19 protein-coding genes are annotated in these 20452 nt (G+C 48.5%); 2 read left to right on the forward strand and 17 right to left on the reverse strand.

The features are described from left to right. Window positions 1-158: 158 nt before the first annotated feature. The 3 genes from K331_RS31825 to K331_RS0106465 form a co-directional block, all read right to left on the reverse strand. Window positions 159-638 (reverse strand): hypothetical protein, encoded by a 480-nt coding sequence (locus K331_RS31825; RefSeq protein ID WP_028589648.1) that lies wholly within the window; start codon window positions 636-638, stop codon window positions 159-161. A 494-nt stretch (window positions 639-1132) separates the two neighbouring features. Then, window positions 1133-2029: a formyltetrahydrofolate deformylase gene (gene purU, locus K331_RS0106460; protein ID WP_028589649.1), complete on the reverse strand. Its 897-nt coding sequence runs from the start codon at window positions 2027-2029 to the stop codon at window positions 1133-1135. 21 nt (window positions 2030-2050) lie between these two features. Beyond that, window positions 2051-3178, reverse strand: coding sequence for a deoxyribonuclease IV (locus tag K331_RS0106465; protein ID WP_025678143.1), 1128 nt, complete (start codon window positions 3176-3178; stop codon window positions 2051-2053). 469 nt (window positions 3179-3647) lie between these two features. On the opposite strand from K331_RS0106465, the gene K331_RS0106470 reads away from it, so the two are divergent. After that, complete coding sequence (locus K331_RS0106470) at window positions 3648-4562, forward strand: TIGR01777 family oxidoreductase (RefSeq protein ID WP_028589650.1); 915 nt, start codon at window positions 3648-3650, stop codon at window positions 4560-4562. A gap of 65 nt (window positions 4563-4627) precedes the next feature. Here K331_RS0106470 and serS read toward each other — a convergent pair whose 3' ends face one another. The 11 genes from serS to K331_RS0106525 form a co-directional block, all read right to left on the reverse strand. Then, window positions 4628-5911, reverse strand: a complete 1284-nt coding sequence (gene serS / locus K331_RS0106475; protein ID WP_028589651.1) for a serine--tRNA ligase — start codon at window positions 5909-5911, stop codon at window positions 4628-4630. A 335-nt stretch (window positions 5912-6246) separates the two neighbouring features. Continuing rightward, entirely contained in the window at window positions 6247-8214 is a 1968-nt protein-coding gene (locus tag K331_RS0106480) for a DUF6382 domain-containing protein (protein ID WP_028589652.1), read from the reverse strand. A gap of 12 nt (window positions 8215-8226) precedes the next feature. After that, window positions 8227-8742, reverse strand: a complete 516-nt coding sequence (locus K331_RS0106485; RefSeq protein ID WP_025678150.1) for an A24 family peptidase — start codon at window positions 8740-8742, stop codon at window positions 8227-8229. 84 nt (window positions 8743-8826) lie between these two features. Beyond that, window positions 8827-9801: a TadE/TadG family type IV pilus assembly protein gene (locus K331_RS0106490; protein ID WP_028589653.1), complete on the reverse strand. Its 975-nt coding sequence runs from the start codon at window positions 9799-9801 to the stop codon at window positions 8827-8829. Beyond that, entirely contained in the window at window positions 9770-11971 is a 2202-nt protein-coding gene (locus K331_RS0106495; RefSeq protein WP_028589654.1) for a TadE/TadG family type IV pilus assembly protein, read from the reverse strand. The genes K331_RS0106490 and K331_RS0106495 overlap by 32 nt, the downstream gene beginning before the upstream one ends. 28 nt (window positions 11972-11999) lie before the next feature. Further along, window positions 12000-12668 carry a TadE/TadG family type IV pilus assembly protein gene (locus K331_RS0106500; protein ID WP_028589655.1) on the reverse strand — a complete coding sequence of 223 codons (669 nt, stop codon included), beginning with the start codon at window positions 12666-12668 and terminating at the stop codon, window positions 12000-12002. Beyond that, entirely contained in the window at window positions 12665-12859 is a 195-nt protein-coding gene (locus K331_RS0106505; RefSeq protein ID WP_018886609.1) for a Flp1 family type IVb pilin, read from the reverse strand. The genes K331_RS0106500 and K331_RS0106505 overlap by 4 nt, the downstream gene beginning before the upstream one ends. A 12-nt stretch (window positions 12860-12871) precedes the next feature. Further along, on the reverse strand, window positions 12872-13747 hold the full coding sequence (locus K331_RS0106510; RefSeq protein ID WP_028589656.1) for a type II secretion system F family protein: 876 nt from the start codon (window positions 13745-13747) through the stop codon (window positions 12872-12874). A 20-nt stretch (window positions 13748-13767) separates the two neighbouring features. Beyond that, window positions 13768-14625, reverse strand: a complete 858-nt coding sequence (locus tag K331_RS0106515; protein WP_028589657.1) for a type II secretion system F family protein — start codon at window positions 14623-14625, stop codon at window positions 13768-13770. Continuing rightward, window positions 14603-15865, reverse strand: coding sequence for a CpaF family protein (locus K331_RS0106520; RefSeq protein ID WP_028589658.1), 1263 nt, complete (start codon window positions 15863-15865; stop codon window positions 14603-14605). The genes K331_RS0106515 and K331_RS0106520 overlap by 23 nt, the downstream gene beginning before the upstream one ends. Before the next feature lie 150 nt (window positions 15866-16015). Then, the gene (locus K331_RS0106525) at window positions 16016-17146 is read right to left on the reverse strand and encodes a P-loop NTPase family protein (RefSeq protein ID WP_051289668.1); all 1131 of its coding nucleotides are present in this window, start codon (window positions 17144-17146) and stop codon (window positions 16016-16018) included. A gap of 179 nt (window positions 17147-17325) precedes the next feature. Between K331_RS0106525 and K331_RS0106530 the strand changes: the two genes are divergently transcribed. Next, window positions 17326-18063: a hypothetical protein gene (locus K331_RS0106530; protein ID WP_028589660.1), complete on the forward strand. Its 738-nt coding sequence runs from the start codon at window positions 17326-17328 to the stop codon at window positions 18061-18063. Here K331_RS0106530 and K331_RS0106535 read toward each other — a convergent pair. The 3 genes from K331_RS0106535 to K331_RS0106545 form a co-directional block, all read right to left on the reverse strand. Further along, window positions 18044-18508 (reverse strand): thiol-disulfide oxidoreductase DCC family protein, encoded by a 465-nt coding sequence (locus K331_RS0106535; protein WP_028589661.1) that lies wholly within the window; start codon window positions 18506-18508, stop codon window positions 18044-18046. The two genes, K331_RS0106530 and K331_RS0106535, sit on opposite strands and share 20 nt — an antisense overlap. A gap of 177 nt (window positions 18509-18685) precedes the next feature. Further along, complete coding sequence (locus K331_RS0106540) at window positions 18686-18967, reverse strand: hypothetical protein (RefSeq protein WP_051091171.1); 282 nt, start codon at window positions 18965-18967, stop codon at window positions 18686-18688. Between the two features lie 205 nt (window positions 18968-19172). After that, window positions 19173-20237, reverse strand: a complete 1065-nt coding sequence (locus K331_RS0106545; protein WP_028589662.1) for an aromatic ring-hydroxylating oxygenase subunit alpha — start codon at window positions 20235-20237, stop codon at window positions 19173-19175. Window positions 20238-20452: the final 215 nt, after the last annotated feature.

A 20452-nucleotide genomic window follows, 5' to 3' on the forward strand; every position in this document is an offset into this window, starting at 1 on the left:
AAAAGGAACTCATCTCTGCGAAGGCCCTTGACCAAAATAGCTTATACACACTGCGTGTGGGTTAGTATTTAACTCTCTCTATTGGGTCTCAAAAGGTGGAGCCAACTAGTCTGAAGCATTTCTAGCGGCATGGTTTTCCAGACTACTTCCAGTTAGGATCATTGCCCGCTTTTGCTTCCGGCATCCGTTGCAGTTGAAACATCCGATGTGCTGCCAGAGGCGGCGCCATCTGCTGCTTGATCTCCATTTGGCTTGGATGGTGGATTGCCCTCCCCTTCCGGCGGTGCACCCTCAGGAGGTGTTCCATCTGGTGGTGTTCCTTCTGGCGGTCCACCTGCCGGCGGCGTGCCTTGCGGTGGCGTTCCTGTCCTGCCATCATTTGCAGCCTGAGGGGTTGAACCATCCGTTCCACTGCTTATGTTCGTATCCGTACTTCTTGTACTGGTGTTCATATCACTACTTGTGTCGGTGTCGGTGTCGGTGTCGGTATTGGTGTCAGTATTAGAGTTCGTGCTGGATACAGCGGAGGAGGAATTGGTTGCACCTGAGCTAGATGTATCATTTGTACTTCCGCAAGCGCCAAGGGCAACGGTCATCGTGATCATGGCGGCGATTGTAGCTAATTTTTTCTTTTCCATGGGATTAGGCCTCTTTCCATTGATAATAGTAAAGATAAGATTGGTACGAACTCTTGATTCCCTCACATTATCTCCCATGAAGCTGAAGCACTTATGAATGCACGTTGAGTATTTCCTGAATGCACCAATAGTCAGTAAGTAAACACATAGCATACAAACAATGAAGCAACGTAATAGTACTCTACGGCACCCCATGAAAAATAAAGTAGCTACATGTCAGCAGTTCATAACTTTATATGCCATACACACAAATGACAGAAACATATGTAACACAAACATATATAACACAAACACAAAACAGCTTTACAAACAGGGATACACAAGTAATACACAGATGGAAATGTACAAGTGATACACAACAAAATACACGACAGATATGCATCAACCTGTGCACCAAGCCAAGGTATAAAACCAAATATAGCCCATAGAGTCCGTTCTCAAGGAACAGCTTCTACAGGCTATACAAAAAAATTGAATTAGAATATGGTCATTGATTAGAATACAACCGTCTTGTTCTCATGCACCAGAATACGATCTTCTACATGCCATTTGACCGCACGGGCTAAGACGACACGCTCAATGGTCCGTCCAATCCGCTTCAACTCATTTACATCATCACGATGGCTGACCCTTTGAACGTCCTGCTCAATGATCGGACCGCCGTCCAGCTCCTCGGTCACATAGTGTGCCGTAGCCCCGATAATTTTAACCCCACGGTTATATGCTTGCGCATAAGGCTTTCCCCCCACGAAGGCAGGCAAGAAGGAATGATGAATGTTAATAATGCGATTGCGGTAATGCTCAATGAACTTAGGTGAGATGATCTGCATATAACGAGCCAGAATAATAACATCAATCTCGTTACCGATCAGCTCCAACTGTTGCCGTTCTGCTTCAGCCTTCGTATCCGCCGTTACAGGTACATGATGGTACGGAATCCCGAATGATTCAACGTACTCCTTCATATCTGGATGGTTACTGATGACCATAGCGATATCCGCATCCAGATCACCTGCCTGCCATTGCCACAACAGCTCTACGAGACAATGATCCTCCTTGGAGACGAAGATCGCTAGCTTCTTCTTACGGCTCACATTCGTGATCGTCCAATCCATATTGAACTGGGAAGCCACCTGCCCAAAATCCTGCTCCAGGCCCGGCAGCGAGGAATCTAGTTCGGGAAGGTCGAACTCGACACGCATGAAGAACATTCCGCCTTCTGGGTCCATTGTGTACTGATCGGATTGAACGATGTTCGCACCGTGCTCATGCAAAAAGCGTGAGACAGCTGCAACGATGCCCGGACCATCCGGACAGGAAATCAACATGCGTGCACGATTAGCATGAGTCGTGTGTGCAGCATTGTGTGTGTTCTTTACATGAAGCTCCATTTGAAAAATGATCCCCCTTGATTATGCATTCACCAACAGCTCCTTGCCTGACAGCAGGGCAATGAGGCGGTGGTTAATCTCTTGTTCTGTAAGCTCCGGGAAAATAGACGCCTGCACAACGGTATCGTACAATCGCTCCAGTGGCTCCCTTGGGTCAGCTTTTCTCGCTTTAGCATCACTCTTCAGCAGATCCCAGGTACTCAGGACAAATTCCCGAAGATTCGTATCGGACTTGCGGAAAAATGCATGCAGCTCTTCTACTTGCGTCAAGAACTGCTCACCGAAGCGCTCAGCTACATTACCGCGCAGAAGTGCGATTTCAGCCTCATACATCGGCTGCTGCGTCTTGGCATCCTTACCAATCCATGGTGTCTCCAGAATGAACGGACGATCCTTCAGCAGCTCATGATTGACGATATTGCGAATCGTGTCATATCCGATGTATCCCGTGCCGATAGGTGTATGTCTGTCTTTGCCAGCGCCTACCGGATTCTTGCTATCATTCAAGTGAACGACTGCAATACGATCCACACCGACGAGCCGATCAAATTCCTGAAGCACCCCATCCAGGTTGTCCACAATATTATAGCCCGCATCGTGAATGTGACATGTATCCATACAGACCGTCAGACGCTCATTGTGCTCGACCTTATCCATAATGGCCGCGATCTCCTCGAAGCTTCTGCCAATCTCCGTGCCTTTTCCCGCCATCGTCTCTAGGGCAATATTGACTTCCGTCTCCTTAACCCCGCTCAATACCTCATTAAGACCGTCGGCAATGCGGTTAATCCCGTATTCCTGATCCTTGTCCGTAAAGGCACCCGGGTGGAGCACGATATTCTTCACGCCAATCGCATGGGTGCGGCGAATCTCTTCCTGCAGGAAGCTAACGGCAAGCTCGTACGTTGCTTCTTTATAAGATCCCAGGTTGATGATATATGGGGCATGAACGACAATCTCGCCCATCCCTGCCTCAGCCATTAGTTGCTTACCTTCGTCCAAATACATGGACTCCATCGGCTTGCGACGTGTATTTTGTGGTGCTCCTGTATAAATCATAAATGAACTGGACCCGTAAGATACCGCTTCCTTCGTGGCACTTAGCAGGCCCTTGTCCGAGAAAGATACATGGGAACCGATTTTCAACATGTTGCATCCCCCTTTTAACCTTCGCGAATTATTCCCCTATTCTAACGTGATTATCACGTACAAACAACATTAATATCCTAGAAGATATGAGAATATAAGAGAAGTGTCAATGTGATGGCTTGGTTGATGCAAAGGATACGATGGATATCTTGGACAGAATGATGATTAATAATGGATACGATGGATGCAATGATCGGTTGATCACATGAAACCATAGATACAAAGAAACCCATGGATGCGGTACGACCCATAAGATACGATGGATGTGTACTATGAATGCGAAGGGTACTGTGAATGCGTTGGATAAGCTACATCTGCATTTCTTCTCCTTTTGATTCCAGACAATTATTTCCGTTATGATAAGAATCACATACACACCTGCGCCATAAAAGTGTCAAGCATCTGTACACGGGTATTTTAATTTAGAAGCAACGTATATATCACTCCATTGAAGAGGACGGAGATACACTTGAAAATAGCTATTTGCGGTGGAAGCGGGCTTATTGGCAGCGCACTGGTAGACTTCAGCAAAAAAAACAACCATGACATCATCATCGTATCGCGAAAAGCTCCTGATCGAGCTGCAGCAGACCCCGCTACTACTTATGTAACCTGGGATGAGCTGAAGCATAATCCAGAGCCTTTGGAAGGACTCGATGCCCTGGTTAATCTCGCAGGCGAGAATTTGAACCAACGCTGGACGAGTACAGCCAAGAAGCGCATCCTGCAATCCAGACTCGATACAGTTGCTTCTGTTGCCAGCATTATAGCAGCTCTCAAGCACAAGCCCAAAGTAGTCATCCAGGCTTCGGCCATGGGCATATACGGCACCTCGGATACAGCTACTTTTGTAGAGAACTCGCCCACTCGTACTGACACCTTTTTGGCTGAAGTCAGCTCAAAATGGGAGCAGGCAGCCGACGCCATCCGAGATACACGCTTAGTGAAGCTTAGGATCACCGTGGTACTGAGCAATAAGGGCGGAGCCTATCCTTTGCTACGTCTGCCTTACAAGCTTGGAGTCGGCGGCAAAATGGGTGATGGACAGCAATGGACAAGCTGGGTCCACATCGCTGATATGGTTGGCATTATCAACCACTGCATTCATGATACCAGCATCTCTGGGCCAGTAAATGCTGTAGCTCCCCACCCTGTACGCAATGAGGACTTCGGCCAAACCATTGCCAAAGTCTATCATCGGCCTCACTGGCTGAAGGTACCTGGTTTTGCAGTATCCGCAGCCATGGGTGAAGCCAGCGAGCTCGTTCTGGAGGGACAGAAGGTACTCCCTGCCAAGCTGCTGGAGCATGGATATACCTTCCAATTCCCGACGCTGGAAAAAGCTCTGGAGGCTCTGCATCGGGAGGAGCAGGAGGGCCCTTAAGCCCTCCTGAACACTGCATGGCTCCAGTCACTTACTTCTTATCTATTCACTTGCTTCTCACCTATTCACTTGCTTGCCTCCAGTACTTCCAGACCATTCAAATATGGCTGTAGGGCTGCAGGAATTCGAATACTGCCATCCTCCAGTTGATAATTCTCCAGCAGTGGAATTAGAATGCGTGGTGAAGCTACGGCTGTATTATTCAAGGTGTGGCAATAGACGAGTTTGCCCTCCGCATCCCTGCAACGAATATTAGATCGACGAGCCTGAAAATCATGAAGGTTCGAGGAGGAATGCGTCTCCCCGTATGCATTACGGCTAGGCATCCATGTCTCGATATCATACTGTTTGTACGTTTTTTGCCCCATATCTCCTGTGCACACTGCAACCACTCGATAAGGTAATTCCAATAGCTGTAATAGCTCCTCGGCATGCCCTGTTATTTCCTGAAGCATGGCTTCGGATACATCAGCAGACGGCTCACACAGGATGACCTGTTCCACCTTCGCGAATTGATGCACCCGATACAGTCCTCTTACATCCCGACCACTGGAGCCTACTTCACTGCGAAAGCAAGTGGATGCAGCAGCAAGCTTTATAGGTTCACTTACATCAACAATTTCATCTGCGTAATAGGATACCAATGGAACCTCGGATGTGCCTACTAGCCATCTTTCTTCATCCTCCAGCTTATAGACCTGATCACGCCCTAGCGGAAAGAAGCCTGTATTGAGTAAAGCTGGCTCCCTGACCAGTAACGGTACCTCCAGAGGAGTGAATCCATGGCGTAGCAGGATATCCATTGCCAACTGCTGAACAGCTCGATGCAGCAATACGCCGGCGCCTTTCAGGACATAACTACGAGCCCCGCCCATCTTGACCCCACGTGCAATATCAAGCAGGCCATGAAGCTCCCCTAGCTCAACATGATCTCGAAAGCCCACCGGCAGTGAGGGAATCATACCTACCACACGTAGCTCTACATTATCCAAATCTGAATTACCAACAGGTGTATCTGGAGACACGACGTTAGGAATCAAATATAATAGGCGCTTCACCTCAAGCTGCACTTGATCCAGAGTAGCATCCAGTCTCGCCAGTTGTTCGTTGATGTTCAGCACCTGCTTACGCAGCGCATCTGCCTCCGGCTTCATCCCCTCACGCAGCAGTTGACCGACCTTCGCCGAATGACGATTCCGTTCTGCCCGCAGCAGCTCCGTCTCCTGCAATAGCGCACGCCGCTCCTCATCCCGGGCCAATAGCTCATCCACAGACACATCAATCCTTTTGCCGTTAGCAGCCTCCTGTACCTGCTCTGCATGCTCCCGAATCCATTTCAAATCCAACATCGTTACCGTCTCCTTTGGCTAAAAAAATGCAAAGAGCGCCCTCATCCCTTGGGACGAGGAGCGCTCTGCTCGCGGTGCCACCCAACTTGCCAGAGCATGCTTATGGTGCCTGCTTGGCCTCTTGGTCCGCGATAACGGGCGGTTCCGGTTAACTTGGAGAGTAGCTAGCTCCCCTGGCGATAACGCCTCCGAGTTGGATTCTCTTCAATGGCGTGATTCCGATCTATAATTGTACGGACCATTATAATGGAACTGTAGGCTACTTGCAAGTCATCAGCTTCATTTAGATCAGCTTACAAGGTCATCTTCACTTAGGTCGGTCGGCTTTACTTAGATCAATTAGCCAGCCCATGACTTTCATTAGATGGTCTCTCTGCACTAAGAGGACTTGAATATTGAAAAGCAACTCCGGGCAGCTTCAAAATATCCCTATGTTGAAGTAGATATTCCTTATACGGTATCATCGCTTCATTATTAAGTAGAGAGCCGTTAGTTGACGCCAGATCCTTGATCCGATACTCCCCCCTCGTAGACTCTGATATTTCTATATGCAGACGTGACAGACCTTCGGCATCTGAAATCCGGTAGGCACTCTCTTCGCCTCTTCCTATGGTGAAGCTACTCCGCGACAACCTGATCGGTACCGTCTCATTCAGGTAGTTGCCCTCTGTATCTAATAGATACAAGCAAGCGACCTGCGTGTCGTGCTCCTGCCGCTGTTGAGCAAGCTTACGATCCTCTGGTCCCAAAAAACGGGTTGCATCCGATGAACTGCTCGCAAGAATATCCGTATTTTCTTTTAATGAGGAATAGTATTCACATGAATTCACTTCTTGATAGTTATCGCTATCACTTGCCAAATACCGATCTGTACCGCCAATCCCCTCTCTCGTCCGCTCTTCTTCATGCCCCAGTCTACCTATGTGCTTGCCACGGTTGTTCTCCATTTCGGAGCCTTCTAGTTCCCCTTTTTTTTGCTGCTTGCTCATGTAGCCTGTAACACGATCGACTTGGAAACGTACTACCTTTGCTCCTATACCTGAATTCGCTGGCTCATAGTTCTCTAATTCACCTGAATCAAGCTCCGCTACATGCTCACTGTAATCTTCAACCCCTCTGCTGAGACGTAGCTTTCCGAACCATGCTAACAGCGTCACTGTGCTAAGTAGAACGGTGCCAGCCGATGCAATGATCAGATTGGAGAGACTTGGATGGTCCAGATAAAGATACCTCCACACGCTTGCAGTCAGGAGGATACATGCCGACATAATATATGTCCGATATTTACGAGGACCATTAGTTGAAATGTCCCCTTCCATCTCATCATCATCAGCCGGAGCCTCCCCATAATTCCACGCTGGTGGATCATTGAATGACGGAGCTTGAAGCTGGGGAGCCTGAGATTGTGCCATGTGCGAAACTCGCTCACCTCTACTGCGTCCACGTTGTCCCAGGAATGGTCCATACTCCCCTTCCCCCTCCGGTTGTCGTTCGGTCTTTCTTAGAGTAGTTTTGCTTAGATATGAATCCACAGCCGGGTTCGATTCAGAGAGATGATCACCTTGATCACCATCTGTTGAAATCTGGCTTTTCCGCTGAGCAACAAGACCTTTTGCTCTCGAAGAAGAGCTAGCATTAACAGGTGTAGCACCACCAGTATCTAGTACTGCAGGTGCTTGTGAGTATATGGCTGTCTCCGAGGCTGTAGCTATACTCATCTCTTTTGAATCGTTAGCTTCCAAATATTCTAGCAAGAGCAGCTTCATTCCCTGCAGATCAAATATGTCCTGATCGCACATTTGCAGCAATCGCTGCAGCCCATCTCCTTCCAATTCTTTTATGGAGCCGAGCAGACGAATAATTAATTGCTTAATGTCTTGCCCCACTGAGCATGCATCGAATCCCTCTCTTAGCGGGAGATAAGTCAGACGTACTGCATACTCAGCCCCCGTACCCTCTACAAAAATGTAGTCTTCATGAACAACGAATTGCAAAGGTGTAAGCATATACTCTCTGGACGAGTCTAACGCATCTAATATTTCATAAAGAAGCTTGTACAGCATCTGAATGGAGTGTCTGTGGGAGAACCATATATGCGAGAGCATTTTCAGACCTGTAACGTCATACTGAAATGTGATCTTATTATCTACTTCTTTAATTCTTAAGGCCAATAAGCGGTGGATCCGATTGGAGGTCAGCATGCCTGCCTGTGTTCGGTTAAGATCAGTTGAGCTCAGACCATTCTCGGTGTCGATCATCATAAAGATCCCGCCATTTTGAACAAAATCTCTTGTTAAATTCACCTCCTGCCCTCCTTATGCATGGATCAAATAGAAATAAGTACTGATAACCCCTGGAATTACAGCAATCATAAATGGAAAACGCAGATAAGAATCTCTTCCTGCTGCAAGGGCCACCTTACTTCTAAGTAATAGGAACCCTCCAATCTGTAGCAGCAAGCTTCGTAGACGACCTACCATCTCACGTCTCCAGAGAAGCATAATGACTCCAACCAAACCTGCGTACAGGATGGAATAGAATGCGGCATGTAATACGAAAGCAACACCAGTCCAAGCCCCAATCCCGCCAAATAGCTTCACATCCCCAGCCCCAACAGCACCTACCCAATATAAAATGAACAGTAGCCCGAATCCGGTGCCAAGTCCTGCAGCAGCAAAAAGAATCCCAGCCCAGCCATCACTATATCCGTGCAGTATCAGCCCTGAAAGTATAGTGGGTATTGTAAGCTTATTCGGTATTTTCATGGACCGTATATCCGTAAATAGTGCTATCAGCAAGAAGCATGCGCACCCTATATACATCCAGCTCAATATGGACGCCCCCAATTAAGTTCTTTAATTCAGCATTTTTTTATAATAAGTTCAGCTCTAATCAATCTGGAAATATCATATGGACTATTTGTTAGCTTTGTCTGCCACCTCCAGTGGACCCTCAAGCGTTGCTCCACTATCGCTCTCGATTACAAAACTCCATGTACCAAGGGTCGTATTCGTACCCACGAACCAGTTCCATTCAATGTAGCCTTGCTCATCTGCCACAGCCCATCCTACGTGTCTTGCCACACTTGCACCTGACTTGTAATAGATGGACAGATTAGCCGAGCCACCTGGCTCAATCTTGGCCCGTATTTTGTTATACACTCCTCGGATAGCTGGCTTCGGTGCTTCGATAAGCTGAATCGTACCCGTGACATCTGACGTAGCCTCATCTCCTACTTCTTCACCGGTATCCCCAATCCAGAGCCGCTCCTCTGCCGTCGCCTGCAGGACCAACTCACGCTGAACAAAAGGTATACGTATAGGAAGGACGTAGGATAGCTCGATCTTAAAATAAGGATCGCTTCTGCCCCGGAGTGCAGGAAGATGAACGCTGGTAACATGAATACGATCCAAGTCCAGAATACGGTCATCTATGAATGGCTTAAGCAACGGCTTGGCAACGGGATCAAGCATAGCCTCTGTAATCTTTCCTTTCATTCGATCAAATGGCTCAGTCCCCAAGCTTACAGCATCTCCTACCCAGAGCCCGATCGGCTCCGGTAACGATTGCCCGAACTGCTCTGTCATCTCTCCCATCGTAAGCTTGGGTACAATCTCCTGCTCCCCAAGATCTCCAAGAGTTGTATCCGCATTATTCAAGGCTAGCGATACAGGATAGATCTTGGTTGCTACCTGCTTGGCTACCTCAGATGCAACCGTCTGCAGAGCTGTTGAGAAGACCGTCATTTGTACGATGTATACCAGCAGGATCACGAAGAACATGAACACAGGCAGGACCAAAGAAGCTTCCAACACAATGCTCCCTCGCTCCAGTCCCCAGACCTTTCCAGATCGGTGCTTAATAAGAGAAATGTGCCTGCTTTCGGACATAATAGGTTCCATGCTCAATGTCCTCACCTTCTCCAGAAGCTGCTCCTACCATCTTCATTACTCCAGGCAGGAACCACAGCCTGATACCACTTCGCACCTCACCTGCTGCATAGGTCGGTCTTTCGGCCGGGTTTACCCCTGTCCCATAACGAATCAAGGCCAGCATGCGAGACAACTTCTGTTCTTTACTGCTGCGCATCATCATGAATAATCTGAGATGGTCCTTGTAGGTGAGCTTAATTCGAACGTAGTCGGATAAATACAAATAGCCTTGCTGAGCCAGCATCAGCATATCCTCTATGGCCTTCTCCACTCCGTACAGTAATGCTGCTGCTAGTACAGCAAGCGGATGTCCTAATGAAGAATATTTCTGTAGACCCTCCATCGTCCGAATGGCCATTCGCATAGTAAAAATCTCACCATAAGCAGCTGCCAGGTTACCCGTAGCATTATGAAACCCATAAATAATGTACTCAGCCTCCTGGTTACCAATCTCTAACTGATCACCCAAGGCCTGCGTTAACCCCTGCCTGGAGGTGCCTGAACCAATCACATCCTTGAATCTTCCAAAATCAATATGTGAGTAGTACGAGAGTGCATATTCATTCTGAAAAAATTCATCTCCCATGCTGCTCAGCATGCCTGCAGCCGCTTCATATAATTGGTCCATGGCATTCATTGCCGCTCCACCAGTTTCGGTGGGGTCAACCGAATGGTTCACCAAGCTAGCCCGCTGAGCTGCAGTTGAATTGAACGCGAGACTTTGTTCATAATATCCTTTCAGCTCCTGAAAAGAGTTGTTGGACTCCTTGGTCTTCGTTAACAGATCAATTAGCCCGTATGCTTCCTTCAGCCTCTCGGTAGCTTTTTTCTCCATCTCTTTGCGCTCACGATCAGACCCACGGGCACTATCGAGTGCCTGTTGCTCCTGATCCAGCTTATTGCTACTGCCTTTCGTTACGTACGCCCTCTCGTAAGCATACACACGGTCAAAAGCTCGTCTTACGGCTTCCTTCATTTCCAGGTCGGTATGCTCCCGCAGAGGAATTTTATTTAATGTTGTAATCATGCTCCTTATATTGTTGTTAGCTGCATTCCACGCATTTCTTTGTTGAGCGATCCCTGTCTCCACGGATCGGAATACATCCTCTGAAGTAAGCAATTCGCTCACTCTATCCCTGGTAGCCGCAAGACGGCCATCTGCAGGCACAGCGGCATTTGTGGGTGATGGTGATGAGCTCACCGTATCATAGCTGTCATTAGCAGCTCGCTGCTTATATTGGGCAATGACCAGCCTCATTTCACCATTAATATTTCTGGCCTCTGCTAGCAATGCCTCAGCTTTAACCAACCCCGTATCATGCTTCTGCCTGAAGCTGTCCAATTCGCTCTGGATATGAGCTAGAAGCCTGTTCAACTGTTGTCTGAACTCGCGAAGCTCCCTCTCTTTGCGTTCGGTAGGGTCCCTTTTGAATGCTTCATAACGATCTAGGTAATCCAGATATTGCGATGCTGCATCAGCAGCATTATCCATCTCCTCATAGATGTACTTATTCATCTCAAGTAAGCTCTGCCCCATGATAAGCTTACTAAGACTTGTGGCTCCCGCCGCTGCTTTACGCTGTTGGTTTAAGGCCTCATCAAGCTTGGCTTCACGCTGTTCATACAACTTATGCAGCCGCTTCAGCAAATCGACTGTATGGGAGGCCTCCTTCATCTCTTGGGAGATCGGCTTCAGCTTATCCACGATCTCGTATGCAAAGGTGACGGGTGCCCTGTACTTCATATCCTCTCGAATCTGAGTATTGAACACCCCATAGCTACCAAGCATCCTATCCATACTCAAGGTGCTGCTGTCCAGACGGCTCCTCATCAAGCCGAAGGCTCCTTCACGCGAAGTAACTATTGTACTGTCATTCAGAACCTTAGTCATTATGCGGTTACCTGTCCCTTCGCCATAAGCAAATAGCCCATACTGCTGCTGTAGCACCGGATCATAGGAGGACATTACAGATCGGACTGCTGCATGAGCCAGCTTTTCCGTCTGAACATGCAGGGCTGCGATACGAGCGTAATCAATGAATACAGCGGTGAAGGCAAAGACAAAGGCCAGAATAATAATTAAAAAAACAGAAACTGCACCTTCTTCGTTGTGCCTATGCCGGAACATCTTTACCTCTCCTCTTCCCACTCTGGGCTTAATTTTCTCTGGCTGCGTAATCCTGTAGCACTGCCCCTGCTGCGCCGGTCTTCAATGGTATCCCTTGACCAGTTCCCTTGAACTTCGGCCCATAATAGCGCATCAGTTCAATAGTTCTTATATATTCAACAGGGTCTACCACCCCGGCATAGCTTGAGATGGACAGTCTGTCTCCCTCCAGAACACGGCTTAATAAAGGCAGATGTATCATCTTGCTTAGCTCCGTCGTCACCCTCCGGTTAATCATAAAATTCTCATAATACTGCTGCCCCTTCATTCCGCCCGGTATGGCCCCGCTTGCCTGCGACATCTTCTTCTGTGGCAAGCCCTGCCCCGTTGACATTTCTGGTATAGCAACAGCCTGCCGTGTATCGGCCCCAGTCCAGCCAAACAGTGCCCCTATCATCGCATCATCTGTCATACGCCAATACAGAGGATCACGCTGCCCTTCCTCCACCGCACCATTTGTCGGTACTTTATAGCTATTGTCCCAACTATAAGCCGCTCGTTCGGAAGCAGTAGCGGCAACCTGAATGAGAATGGATTTCTGGTATAAATACAGACAGAAGAATAGCAGTATAAAAATAATGAACATAATGATAGGAAACACCAAGGATGCTTCTAGCGAAAAGCTCCCCGCCTCATCGGAACCCAGCTCCCGACTCATTTGCCGTCCATAAAATCACTGCTCTTCTTATCTGCCTTTTCTAGCAAGCTGGAAATAATCTCTGTGATTTGCTTTCGAAAAATAACAGCCACAGCAATAAGAATGGCAATAATCAGGATCATTTCCAGGGTGCCAAGTCCCTCTTCCTCCTTCCACAGTCTCTTCCAACCTGAAGCTATCGTCATTAACATCGCTTTCTCCTCCTACAGATCCATAATCATAAAAGCGGGTGCTCCAATTAATACAATGACCGTTAACAAGATCAGCGCCATGGGAAACACCAGCTTGGATGATGCCTGCTCCCCACGAATCCGACTGATCGAGGTCCTTTTGCTCCAAAGTGTCTGAGACAGCTCGTGCAGTGCCATGACAAAATCACTGCCGCCTCTACGCATATTTAACAACACCGTTGTGGTGAAGATCGTTACTTCCTGAATGGCACAACGCTTGCTTAACTGCTCAAGAGCTTGCTGAAATGAGTATCCGTTATTCCATTCCCCAATTGCTTGCTTCAGCTCCTTATACAGTGGATGCTCAGTAACCCCACTCTTCTCGTTCACGCAGTGCAGCATAGCACGCTGTACCGTCTCCCCTGCCCCCACGAGCAGCATGATCTTCCCCAATAGCTCAGGTAATTCCATGAGAATGGCCTGATCCCTGTTGATCACCTTCGTATGCAAATCTCTGAGCAGCGCAGCAGGAACAAGTAAGGCTAGTAGCAGGCTCAAGACAAGCCCCGCAGTGTCTCCACCCGTTATGACTGTTAACAGGCAGCCGAGAGCCAGTATTCCATAGCTATAACTCATCAGTTCAGCCAATAGTAGAATTGTTCTCTCCCCAAGCTGATCCATTCCATGCAACTTACCAATCATTCTTTGCAGTCGGAACATCAGAAGTGGACAACGCTGAGTCAAGCGCGACGACAGTATTATCCATATAAATGGACCCGACAACCTTTGTAGCCGTAATCCCGGCATTCTGATGCTTTGTATCGAACGATACTTCTTACCGTGCATTAGGTTCAGCACCACCCAGCCGCCCACTTGCAGAACCAGTACAACCAAGACAAATTCAATCATGTATTTCCCTTATCCCTTCCTCATACTTCAATTCTGACGATACGGCTCATCCACATTAGGCATAGCCCCAAGACCAGAAGACATAGTGTAGAAATTATTCTGCCTGCACCGCTATAGAGCGGCTCCATATAATCCGCGGCAGATAGGTTCATGAACAGTACGAACAGAAACGGGGCTGCGAACATCGCCTTGGCCTCAAATTTTTTCTGGGCAATCATAATTCGGATATCCTGTTGAATCTCCAGCTTCTCTCCAATCACGCTAGAAGTTCTGCGCATGACCTCAATTAGGTCTCCACCAGTACGCTTGCAGGTAACGAATACATCCGCAAAATTCGTGATATCCTCCATCGCAGCTCGCTGAGCAAAATCCAGCAACGCAGCTTCTACAGGCTCCCCGTACTCCATACGCGCTATAATAATGCCGAACTCCCGGATAAGATCATTCTCCCCTTCCGGGCTGAGCAGCTTCAGATCCTGAACGGCCTCTCGAAAGCTGTTCTCCACGGATCTGCCCGCAGCCAGAGAAGATGACAGCGAATATAATGCCTGCTTGAATTGAATACTGAGCGTCGCTCTTCGCCTTGCAAGTAAGAAGCGACTGTACGGTCCAGGGCAGGCTATTGCACCACTCGCAAGAATTAGAGCTATTAGTGCATGATGATAAAACAAGTAACCTATACCGTAGAGCAGACCACCTGAGAGCACTAAAATAACCCAACGCTGTCGCTTGGACAGCATATACACTGTATAGCTAGGCAGGATATGTCCTGAAGAATTGTCCGCGGAGGAATCCTCATTTCTATACTCACTTACCTTTTGTCCTATTATCTTGTTCTCTCTTGCCCTCCGCTCTTTAGGAAGACGATACAGGCGCATAAGTCTTCTCCCCCAAGACCACAGGGATTTCGAATCCGGACATCACTAACTTGTCTACATGCACCATTCCGTCCCCACAAGGCGCCCAGTGTCCTGTAATACGTCCATCCATCTCCCCATCAATCTGAAATTTGTACAACGGATTCAGCTCCACCTCTCCATCTCTTACGCCCACGACCTCAGTAATCTCCATCACGCGCCGTGAACGGTCCCTAAGTCTGGATAAATGGACGATAATATCAATCGACGAGCCAATCTGCTGCCGAACTACACTCAGCGGAAGCTCTGCTCCACTAAGCACCATGGTCTCCAAACGGCTGATCATATCGTGTATATTGTTACCGTGGCCGGTGGACAAGGAACCATCGTGTCCAGTATTCATAGCCTGCAGCATGTCCAGCGCCTCGGCGCCACGCACCTCACCGACTACAATTCGATTCGGGCGCATCCGGAGCGAGGCTCGAATCAGATCACGGATGGATATGGCACCCTTCCCCTCTGTATTGGCATTTCTAGTCTCCAAGGACACCAGATTCGGGACAGTGACAATCTTCAGTTCAGCCGAATCCTCAATCGTAATGATCCGTTCATCTGCTGGAATATACTGAGACAGCGCGTTGAGAAAAGTCGTCTTCCCTGACCCGGTTCCCCCACTGATGAAGATGTTGTATTTACTTCTTACAAGTAGCTTCAACAATTCTACGGTCTGTTCATCCAGTGCATGAAGCCCGATTAAGTCCGTCATAGTCAAAGGACGATCAGGGAACTTTCTGATCGTTAACGTTGGCCCCTTCAAGGCCACCGGTGGCAGGACAATGTTCACACGAGAACCGTCACGGAGCCGTGCATCCACAATCGGAGACGATTCGTTCACAATGCGGTTGACTCCCGCCACAATCGTCTGAATAATATCCTCCAGCCTCTCTCTGGACTCAAAAGCCACAGGCACCTGGATGATCTCCCCGCTCTGCTCCACAAAAATTTCACGGTGACTATTGATCATAATCTCCGAAATACAAGGATCATCCACGAGCGGCTGCAGCACATCAAGTCCCCGGAAGGAATCAAAAATGCGACGCACAAGCCTGTATTTCTCTCGTGAGGTCAGTTCATCCAGCTGACGATCTTGCAGAATTCGGCGTTCAATCTGCTCCATAAGCTCCTGATCATCGAGGGATGAGATGACATTCAGTCCTGTACGGATGTCATTGCGAAGCGCTAGAAATGTCTCTTCGTTCATATCCGTTCTCCTTTCTTCGCCGTATTCTCTTCCATGCATTCCCTTGGTGGCAGGCATTCATATCGCCCTGCTATGCCTTGTACACTCACCATTAGTCGCTAGTAATCCTCACTTATCGTCACCATCATCCCAGCAGCACTCATCAGCATTCTATAGCTCATCCCCGAGTATGGCTCCACAAAGCAACCTCACCTCTCGCTGGAAAATAGGTGAGCTAAGCAGCAGCTCATCCAGCTGCATCTGCTTCCAGGAGGGAATATACGGAAGGTAACCTGACAGCTTTATAGGAGCAGGAGGTGTATTTGCCAATTCCCCCATATACCGATTCACGACAAAGTGTGCCTTGCTCATCCAGCCCTCGTAGGCAGATGAGTACTCCTTGTGGAGCAGCTCCAGCCACAGCATACATTTATGCATGGAGAGCAATTCGTCATTCAACAGCCAGATTAATTCATCACTTCTGTCCAATACACCCTGCAAGCGTCCGTTCAGCTCAGTAGAAGCATCAATGACAAGGACATCATAGCCGCCACCATCCACAATTGCCTGAATTAGCGCAGACGTCTCCTGCGTATCCATCTCAAGCACCTCTTTGCGATTGGCAAGAGGAGCGAATACATCAGCCTTCAGCACGGAGTGCCGCATCGCGTACTCTTGAATCGGAAGAATACTCGAGTTCTGTTTATGGCGTTCATCCTTGCCAGACCTGAGATCGTACAGCAATCTTGATAAGCCCCTTCCAGCAGCTTCTCCCTGGCCGTGAAATAACGAGCTCGAATCCAACGTCTCCAGATTCAGATAGAACACAGAATAGCCGGCTCCGCCTAACTGCTTGACCATGTTCAGGGCGGTCGTCGTCTTCCCCGTCCCTCCGCTTGCCGAGATTATGCCCATCGTAAGTGTTCCCTCACGGATACGCCTGCTCGTGACTGCAGCTTGTAGTCTGCCTGCATCTAATATTTTCTCCAGCAATCGGGGCAACGGCTGATACATGGCAATACCCGCTCTTCCGTCCACAGTGGCTCCGTGCTCACTTAACAGCAAGAGCGGGTATTCACAATCCATATAGCCATTCCATGAGTCCAGAAATGCCTGCTCCGCCACTACGACATCTGGCAGCCTTCTGTTCAATGACGATTCCTCCATAAATTGCGCAAAGGACTCCGACTGTGAGAAAGCCGTAATCCGCAGCTGCCTGCTGTACTCACTTCCGTGCAGATAATCCAACAATGGCTCAATGTACTCACGATTCTCCGTGGCAAGTACGGCTGTAATCGACATCAAATAGCATCACATCCCTTCCGTTCCACGAACGCAAAAAAGCACCGTCCATCCATCGCTATACAGCCAATGGTGAACGGTGCTTCCGTTACGTTCTATATTTTTACAGGTATGTTATCATAGATATGAGCTACAGGCAACTTTTTTCTGAACCACAGCTAACGAAAGGAGGACTCCGCTTGTCCAGACATTTACGGCTGATCGCCGTTATAGCAGCTCTGTCAGGCTGCCTGCTGCTGCTTAGCGCCTGCGCGAGGGGAGCAGCACATGTGACGGTCAATCGGGACAACAGCACTGATCTCGAGGCCTTTGTCAGCATCAGTGACCAGGCTCTGCAGACCTTGAATTTCCCAGACGCGCTGAGCATCATCACCAGGTTGCTGGAGCCTTACGAGATCGAGGTGAAGGAACTGCAGGAGGCAGGAAGACAAGGACTTGAATTCAGACGACATTTTGCAACTGAGCAACGTACGGATAGCACGACTACCACAGGAGCCGAGCCTTTACCACCAGGTCTGTCTTTTACACGTCTGGAGACGGGCCACCTGTTCACGACCGAATATGACATACAGGCTCAAGCGGATCTGATGAAGTTCATTAGTGGCGGGGGCCTGGAATCATGGACCCAGCGTATCCAGAGCATGAATTTCCTGACCAAGCGACTGCTCGACAATCAGCTCGATCTGTCCTTTAGCCTGACTCTTCCTATTAAGCCACTGACCCATAATGCAGATCATGTATCCCCGGACGGCAAGACGCTTACTTGGGATATATCCCTGCTCCAGCCCAATACGGTAAATGTGGTCGTCAAGGCCCCCAATATCCAGCGTATAGCATGGACAGCAGGCCTTGGCATCGTTCTATTGGCCTTGGTATTCTGGCTGCTACGCAGACGTCTTACAAAAAACGCTTCCTGATCTCCGGCGCGGGCATCTGGCAATAATCGTCCTTGGCTTTGCCGAACCAGCGATACCGATTGCGGGCAAAATACCGATACATTGCATCCCGTAGCGGCCCAGGAATCAGAATGAAGACATACATCATTGCAAGGGGCGAGCGAAGTCTTCTAGCTATTCTAAGCGCTGCTGTAGAGCGAGTGTAATAGCGTGCTTGTTCGATAAGGACAAGTGTATCAAGGGCCTGAGCTGATATTCCTCCAGCCTGCAGCAGCTGCTCACCACGTTCAGATTGCAGAGAAGCGAATTTGAAGTATCCCTTTGGGTCCCGTGCAATGATGAACCGCGTTGCCCCCTGGCAAAAATGACATATTCCATCAATGAGCACGATAGCGGATGAAGCAGATAACTGTACAAGCTCCTGCTCCTCCGCCGATGTAGGCACCTCAGGCGAGGTTTTTGTCATGGGAATCCCTCCTTTTGCACCAGACTGTTATGGAATAATCCACACACAAATTATAGTACAAAAAAACACCGTAATCCTCATCACGGCGTCTTGATGGGCAATCCTCACACACATCGTAAGATGTCTGAAATGCGAATTGCTTCATACATTCTATAGTTCTCTCGCGCGCACTCCTGCTTATTCGGCAGCAGCCTTCTCAAGCCAGTTATGATCGTGCAGTTGCTGTCCCAGTTCTCCCTTGAACTGATCCATGCATTTGCAAATGAAATCCTTCCGGCAGACAGGACAAGGTGTTCTTAGCAAACGGCTGATGTTAGTCATTGTCCATTCCGGATGACGCTGATAGAAGACACGACATTCAGTTCCGTCTTCGAGGTACATCATAAATTCATAGAGCCCTTCGTTCTCGTTACTGCTGGCTTTTGTAAAGTTGACAATATTCGGTCTGTAAGAAGACATAACATCACCTGTGTTCTCAAATTTGTTCAGCAAAAACCTGAATCACCTAAGTCATATTAAAGAATTTTCACTTTGATGTCAAATACAAACGACGACAAAAGGGCTGACAGATAGCCCTGCCAGCCCTTGATTATGCACAGATCACTCCAATATTACATGTGCAATTGCATCTATATGATTGACCACTGCTAGGAGAGATAACGAATTATGATGTATAATTCCGACCCAGGCCAAGCTCCGTCAAAAGCTGGCGGTAGGCGATTGAAGTACGGTCTGCTGGAATGTGTGCCTCCGCATGAAGATCCAGCGGCAGATCCTCCGGTGTCTGGGATTCCACCATTTCCCTGTCCTCATCAAATACCTGCAAATTGAAACGGATCGTGTCCTCGATCGGGGCCTCTTTATCAAAATTACGGGCGATAGGGCAAAACAATCGGGTGTACCTCGCAGACACCGGGGATGCGCAATTCAGAATCCTCAGTCTTCCTTCCTCAGGAAAATAGACGGTGAGCGAAGCAGCAAATGGCGGAAAGACCCGAAATTCCCTTAACCACTGGAAGCCCTCTGGCGCTGCATTCATCTGCCCTTTTCCATAGTTGCTCACCGTACTCCAATATTCGGCAATCAGTTCGTTACCATCGCGCTTGACCGTGTACTGCGGCACCTCGGTATTATTACGATCACCAAAGGTCTCGGTGTGTACATATGCAAAATGGGATACGTCCAGGAATCCCTCCATTTGCCGCCCCGCCGAGCCCGCAATGTCGAATGGCGGAGGCAGAATCTGAATATAATCGGGATCATCCCACGCCGGAAAATCAGGAATTAATTCCTCTCCGCCGCCTCCGAGCGTAGTCCAGACCAGACCATAGCGTTCCACCGAAGGGTAGACGATCAGCTTCAGCTTCGGAGAGATTTTAGCAGCAGGATGGGCAGGAACCGCCGTACATTTCCCTTCACAATTATATCGAAAGCCGTGATACGGACACACAATCTCTCCATTTTGCATCCAGCCCTTGCTGAGCGGTGCTCCTCGATGGAAGCACAGATCTCTCGCCACCACCACTTTGTCACCACTGCGGTATAAGACCAGCTTCATGTCTAGCAGCTTGGCAGCGAGCGGCTGATCAGTTACCTCACTTGCATGAGCTACCGGGTACCAATATGGAGACAGCACCCTCCAATCCTCCGCGGAAAACGTACAATCACGAGGAAGCTCAGGAGCAGAGGACGTCCGGGCAACAGACAATGAATTAGGATTACTACTCATAAACACACCTTCTTTGGTCGAATTTACACAAAGGCCTCTATTTTATGGCGGGCTCTGCTTTCGTAAAAACATGGACGCTCTTCATCAGAATGTGAATTAAACTCACTTGATAATCATCAATTAACACTTAATATGTATACAATTTCAATAGTGGACATCCTATTTTTGTATGAACTCACAAAAAGACAAGTTTATTTTCCATATGATGATAAACG

This window comes from Paenibacillus massiliensis subsp. panacisoli DSM 21345 (genome assembly GCF_000426545.1).
GTDB classification, from domain to species: Bacteria; Bacillota; Bacilli; order Paenibacillales; family Paenibacillaceae; genus Paenibacillus; species Paenibacillus panacisoli.

Bases quoted from the DNA above. Each gene is read 5' to 3' on its own strand.
- K331_RS31825 (WP_028589648.1), bottom strand. From the start codon at position 638: ATGGAAAAGAAAAAATTAGCTACAATCGCCGCCATGATCACGATGACC.
- purU (WP_028589649.1), bottom strand. From the start codon at position 2,029: ATGGAGCTTCATGTAAAGAACACACACAATGCTGCACACACGACTCAT.
- K331_RS0106465 (WP_025678143.1), bottom strand. From the start codon at position 3,178: ATGTTGAAAATCGGTTCCCATGTATCTTTCTCGGACAAGGGCCTGCTA.
- serS (WP_028589651.1), bottom strand. From the start codon at position 5,911: ATGTTGGATTTGAAATGGATTCGGGAGCATGCAGAGCAGGTACAGGAG.
- K331_RS0106490 (WP_028589653.1), bottom strand. From the start codon at position 9,801: ATGTCCGAAAGCAGGCACATTTCTCTTATTAAGCACCGATCTGGAAAG.
- K331_RS0106495 (WP_028589654.1), bottom strand. From the start codon at position 11,971: ATGTTCCGGCATAGGCACAACGAAGAAGGTGCAGTTTCTGTTTTTTTA.
- K331_RS0106500 (WP_028589655.1), bottom strand. From the start codon at position 12,668: ATGAGTCGGGAGCTGGGTTCCGATGAGGCGGGGAGCTTTTCGCTAGAA.
- K331_RS0106505 (WP_018886609.1), bottom strand. From the start codon at position 12,859: ATGTTAATGACGATAGCTTCAGGTTGGAAGAGACTGTGGAAGGAGGAA.
- K331_RS0106510 (WP_028589656.1), bottom strand. From the start codon at position 13,747: ATGATTGAATTTGTCTTGGTTGTACTGGTTCTGCAAGTGGGCGGCTGG.
- K331_RS0106515 (WP_028589657.1), bottom strand. From the start codon at position 14,625: ATGCGCCTGTATCGTCTTCCTAAAGAGCGGAGGGCAAGAGAGAACAAG.
- K331_RS0106520 (WP_028589658.1), bottom strand. From the start codon at position 15,865: ATGAACGAAGAGACATTTCTAGCGCTTCGCAATGACATCCGTACAGGA.
- K331_RS0106525 (WP_051289668.1), bottom strand. From the start codon at position 17,146: ATGTCGATTACAGCCGTACTTGCCACGGAGAATCGTGAGTACATTGAG.
- K331_RS0106535 (WP_028589661.1), bottom strand. From the start codon at position 18,508: ATGACAAAAACCTCGCCTGAGGTGCCTACATCGGCGGAGGAGCAGGAG.
- K331_RS0106540 (WP_051091171.1), bottom strand. From the start codon at position 18,967: ATGTCTTCTTACAGACCGAATATTGTCAACTTTACAAAAGCCAGCAGT.
- K331_RS0106545 (WP_028589662.1), bottom strand. From the start codon at position 20,237: ATGAGTAGTAATCCTAATTCATTGTCTGTTGCCCGGACGTCCTCTGCT.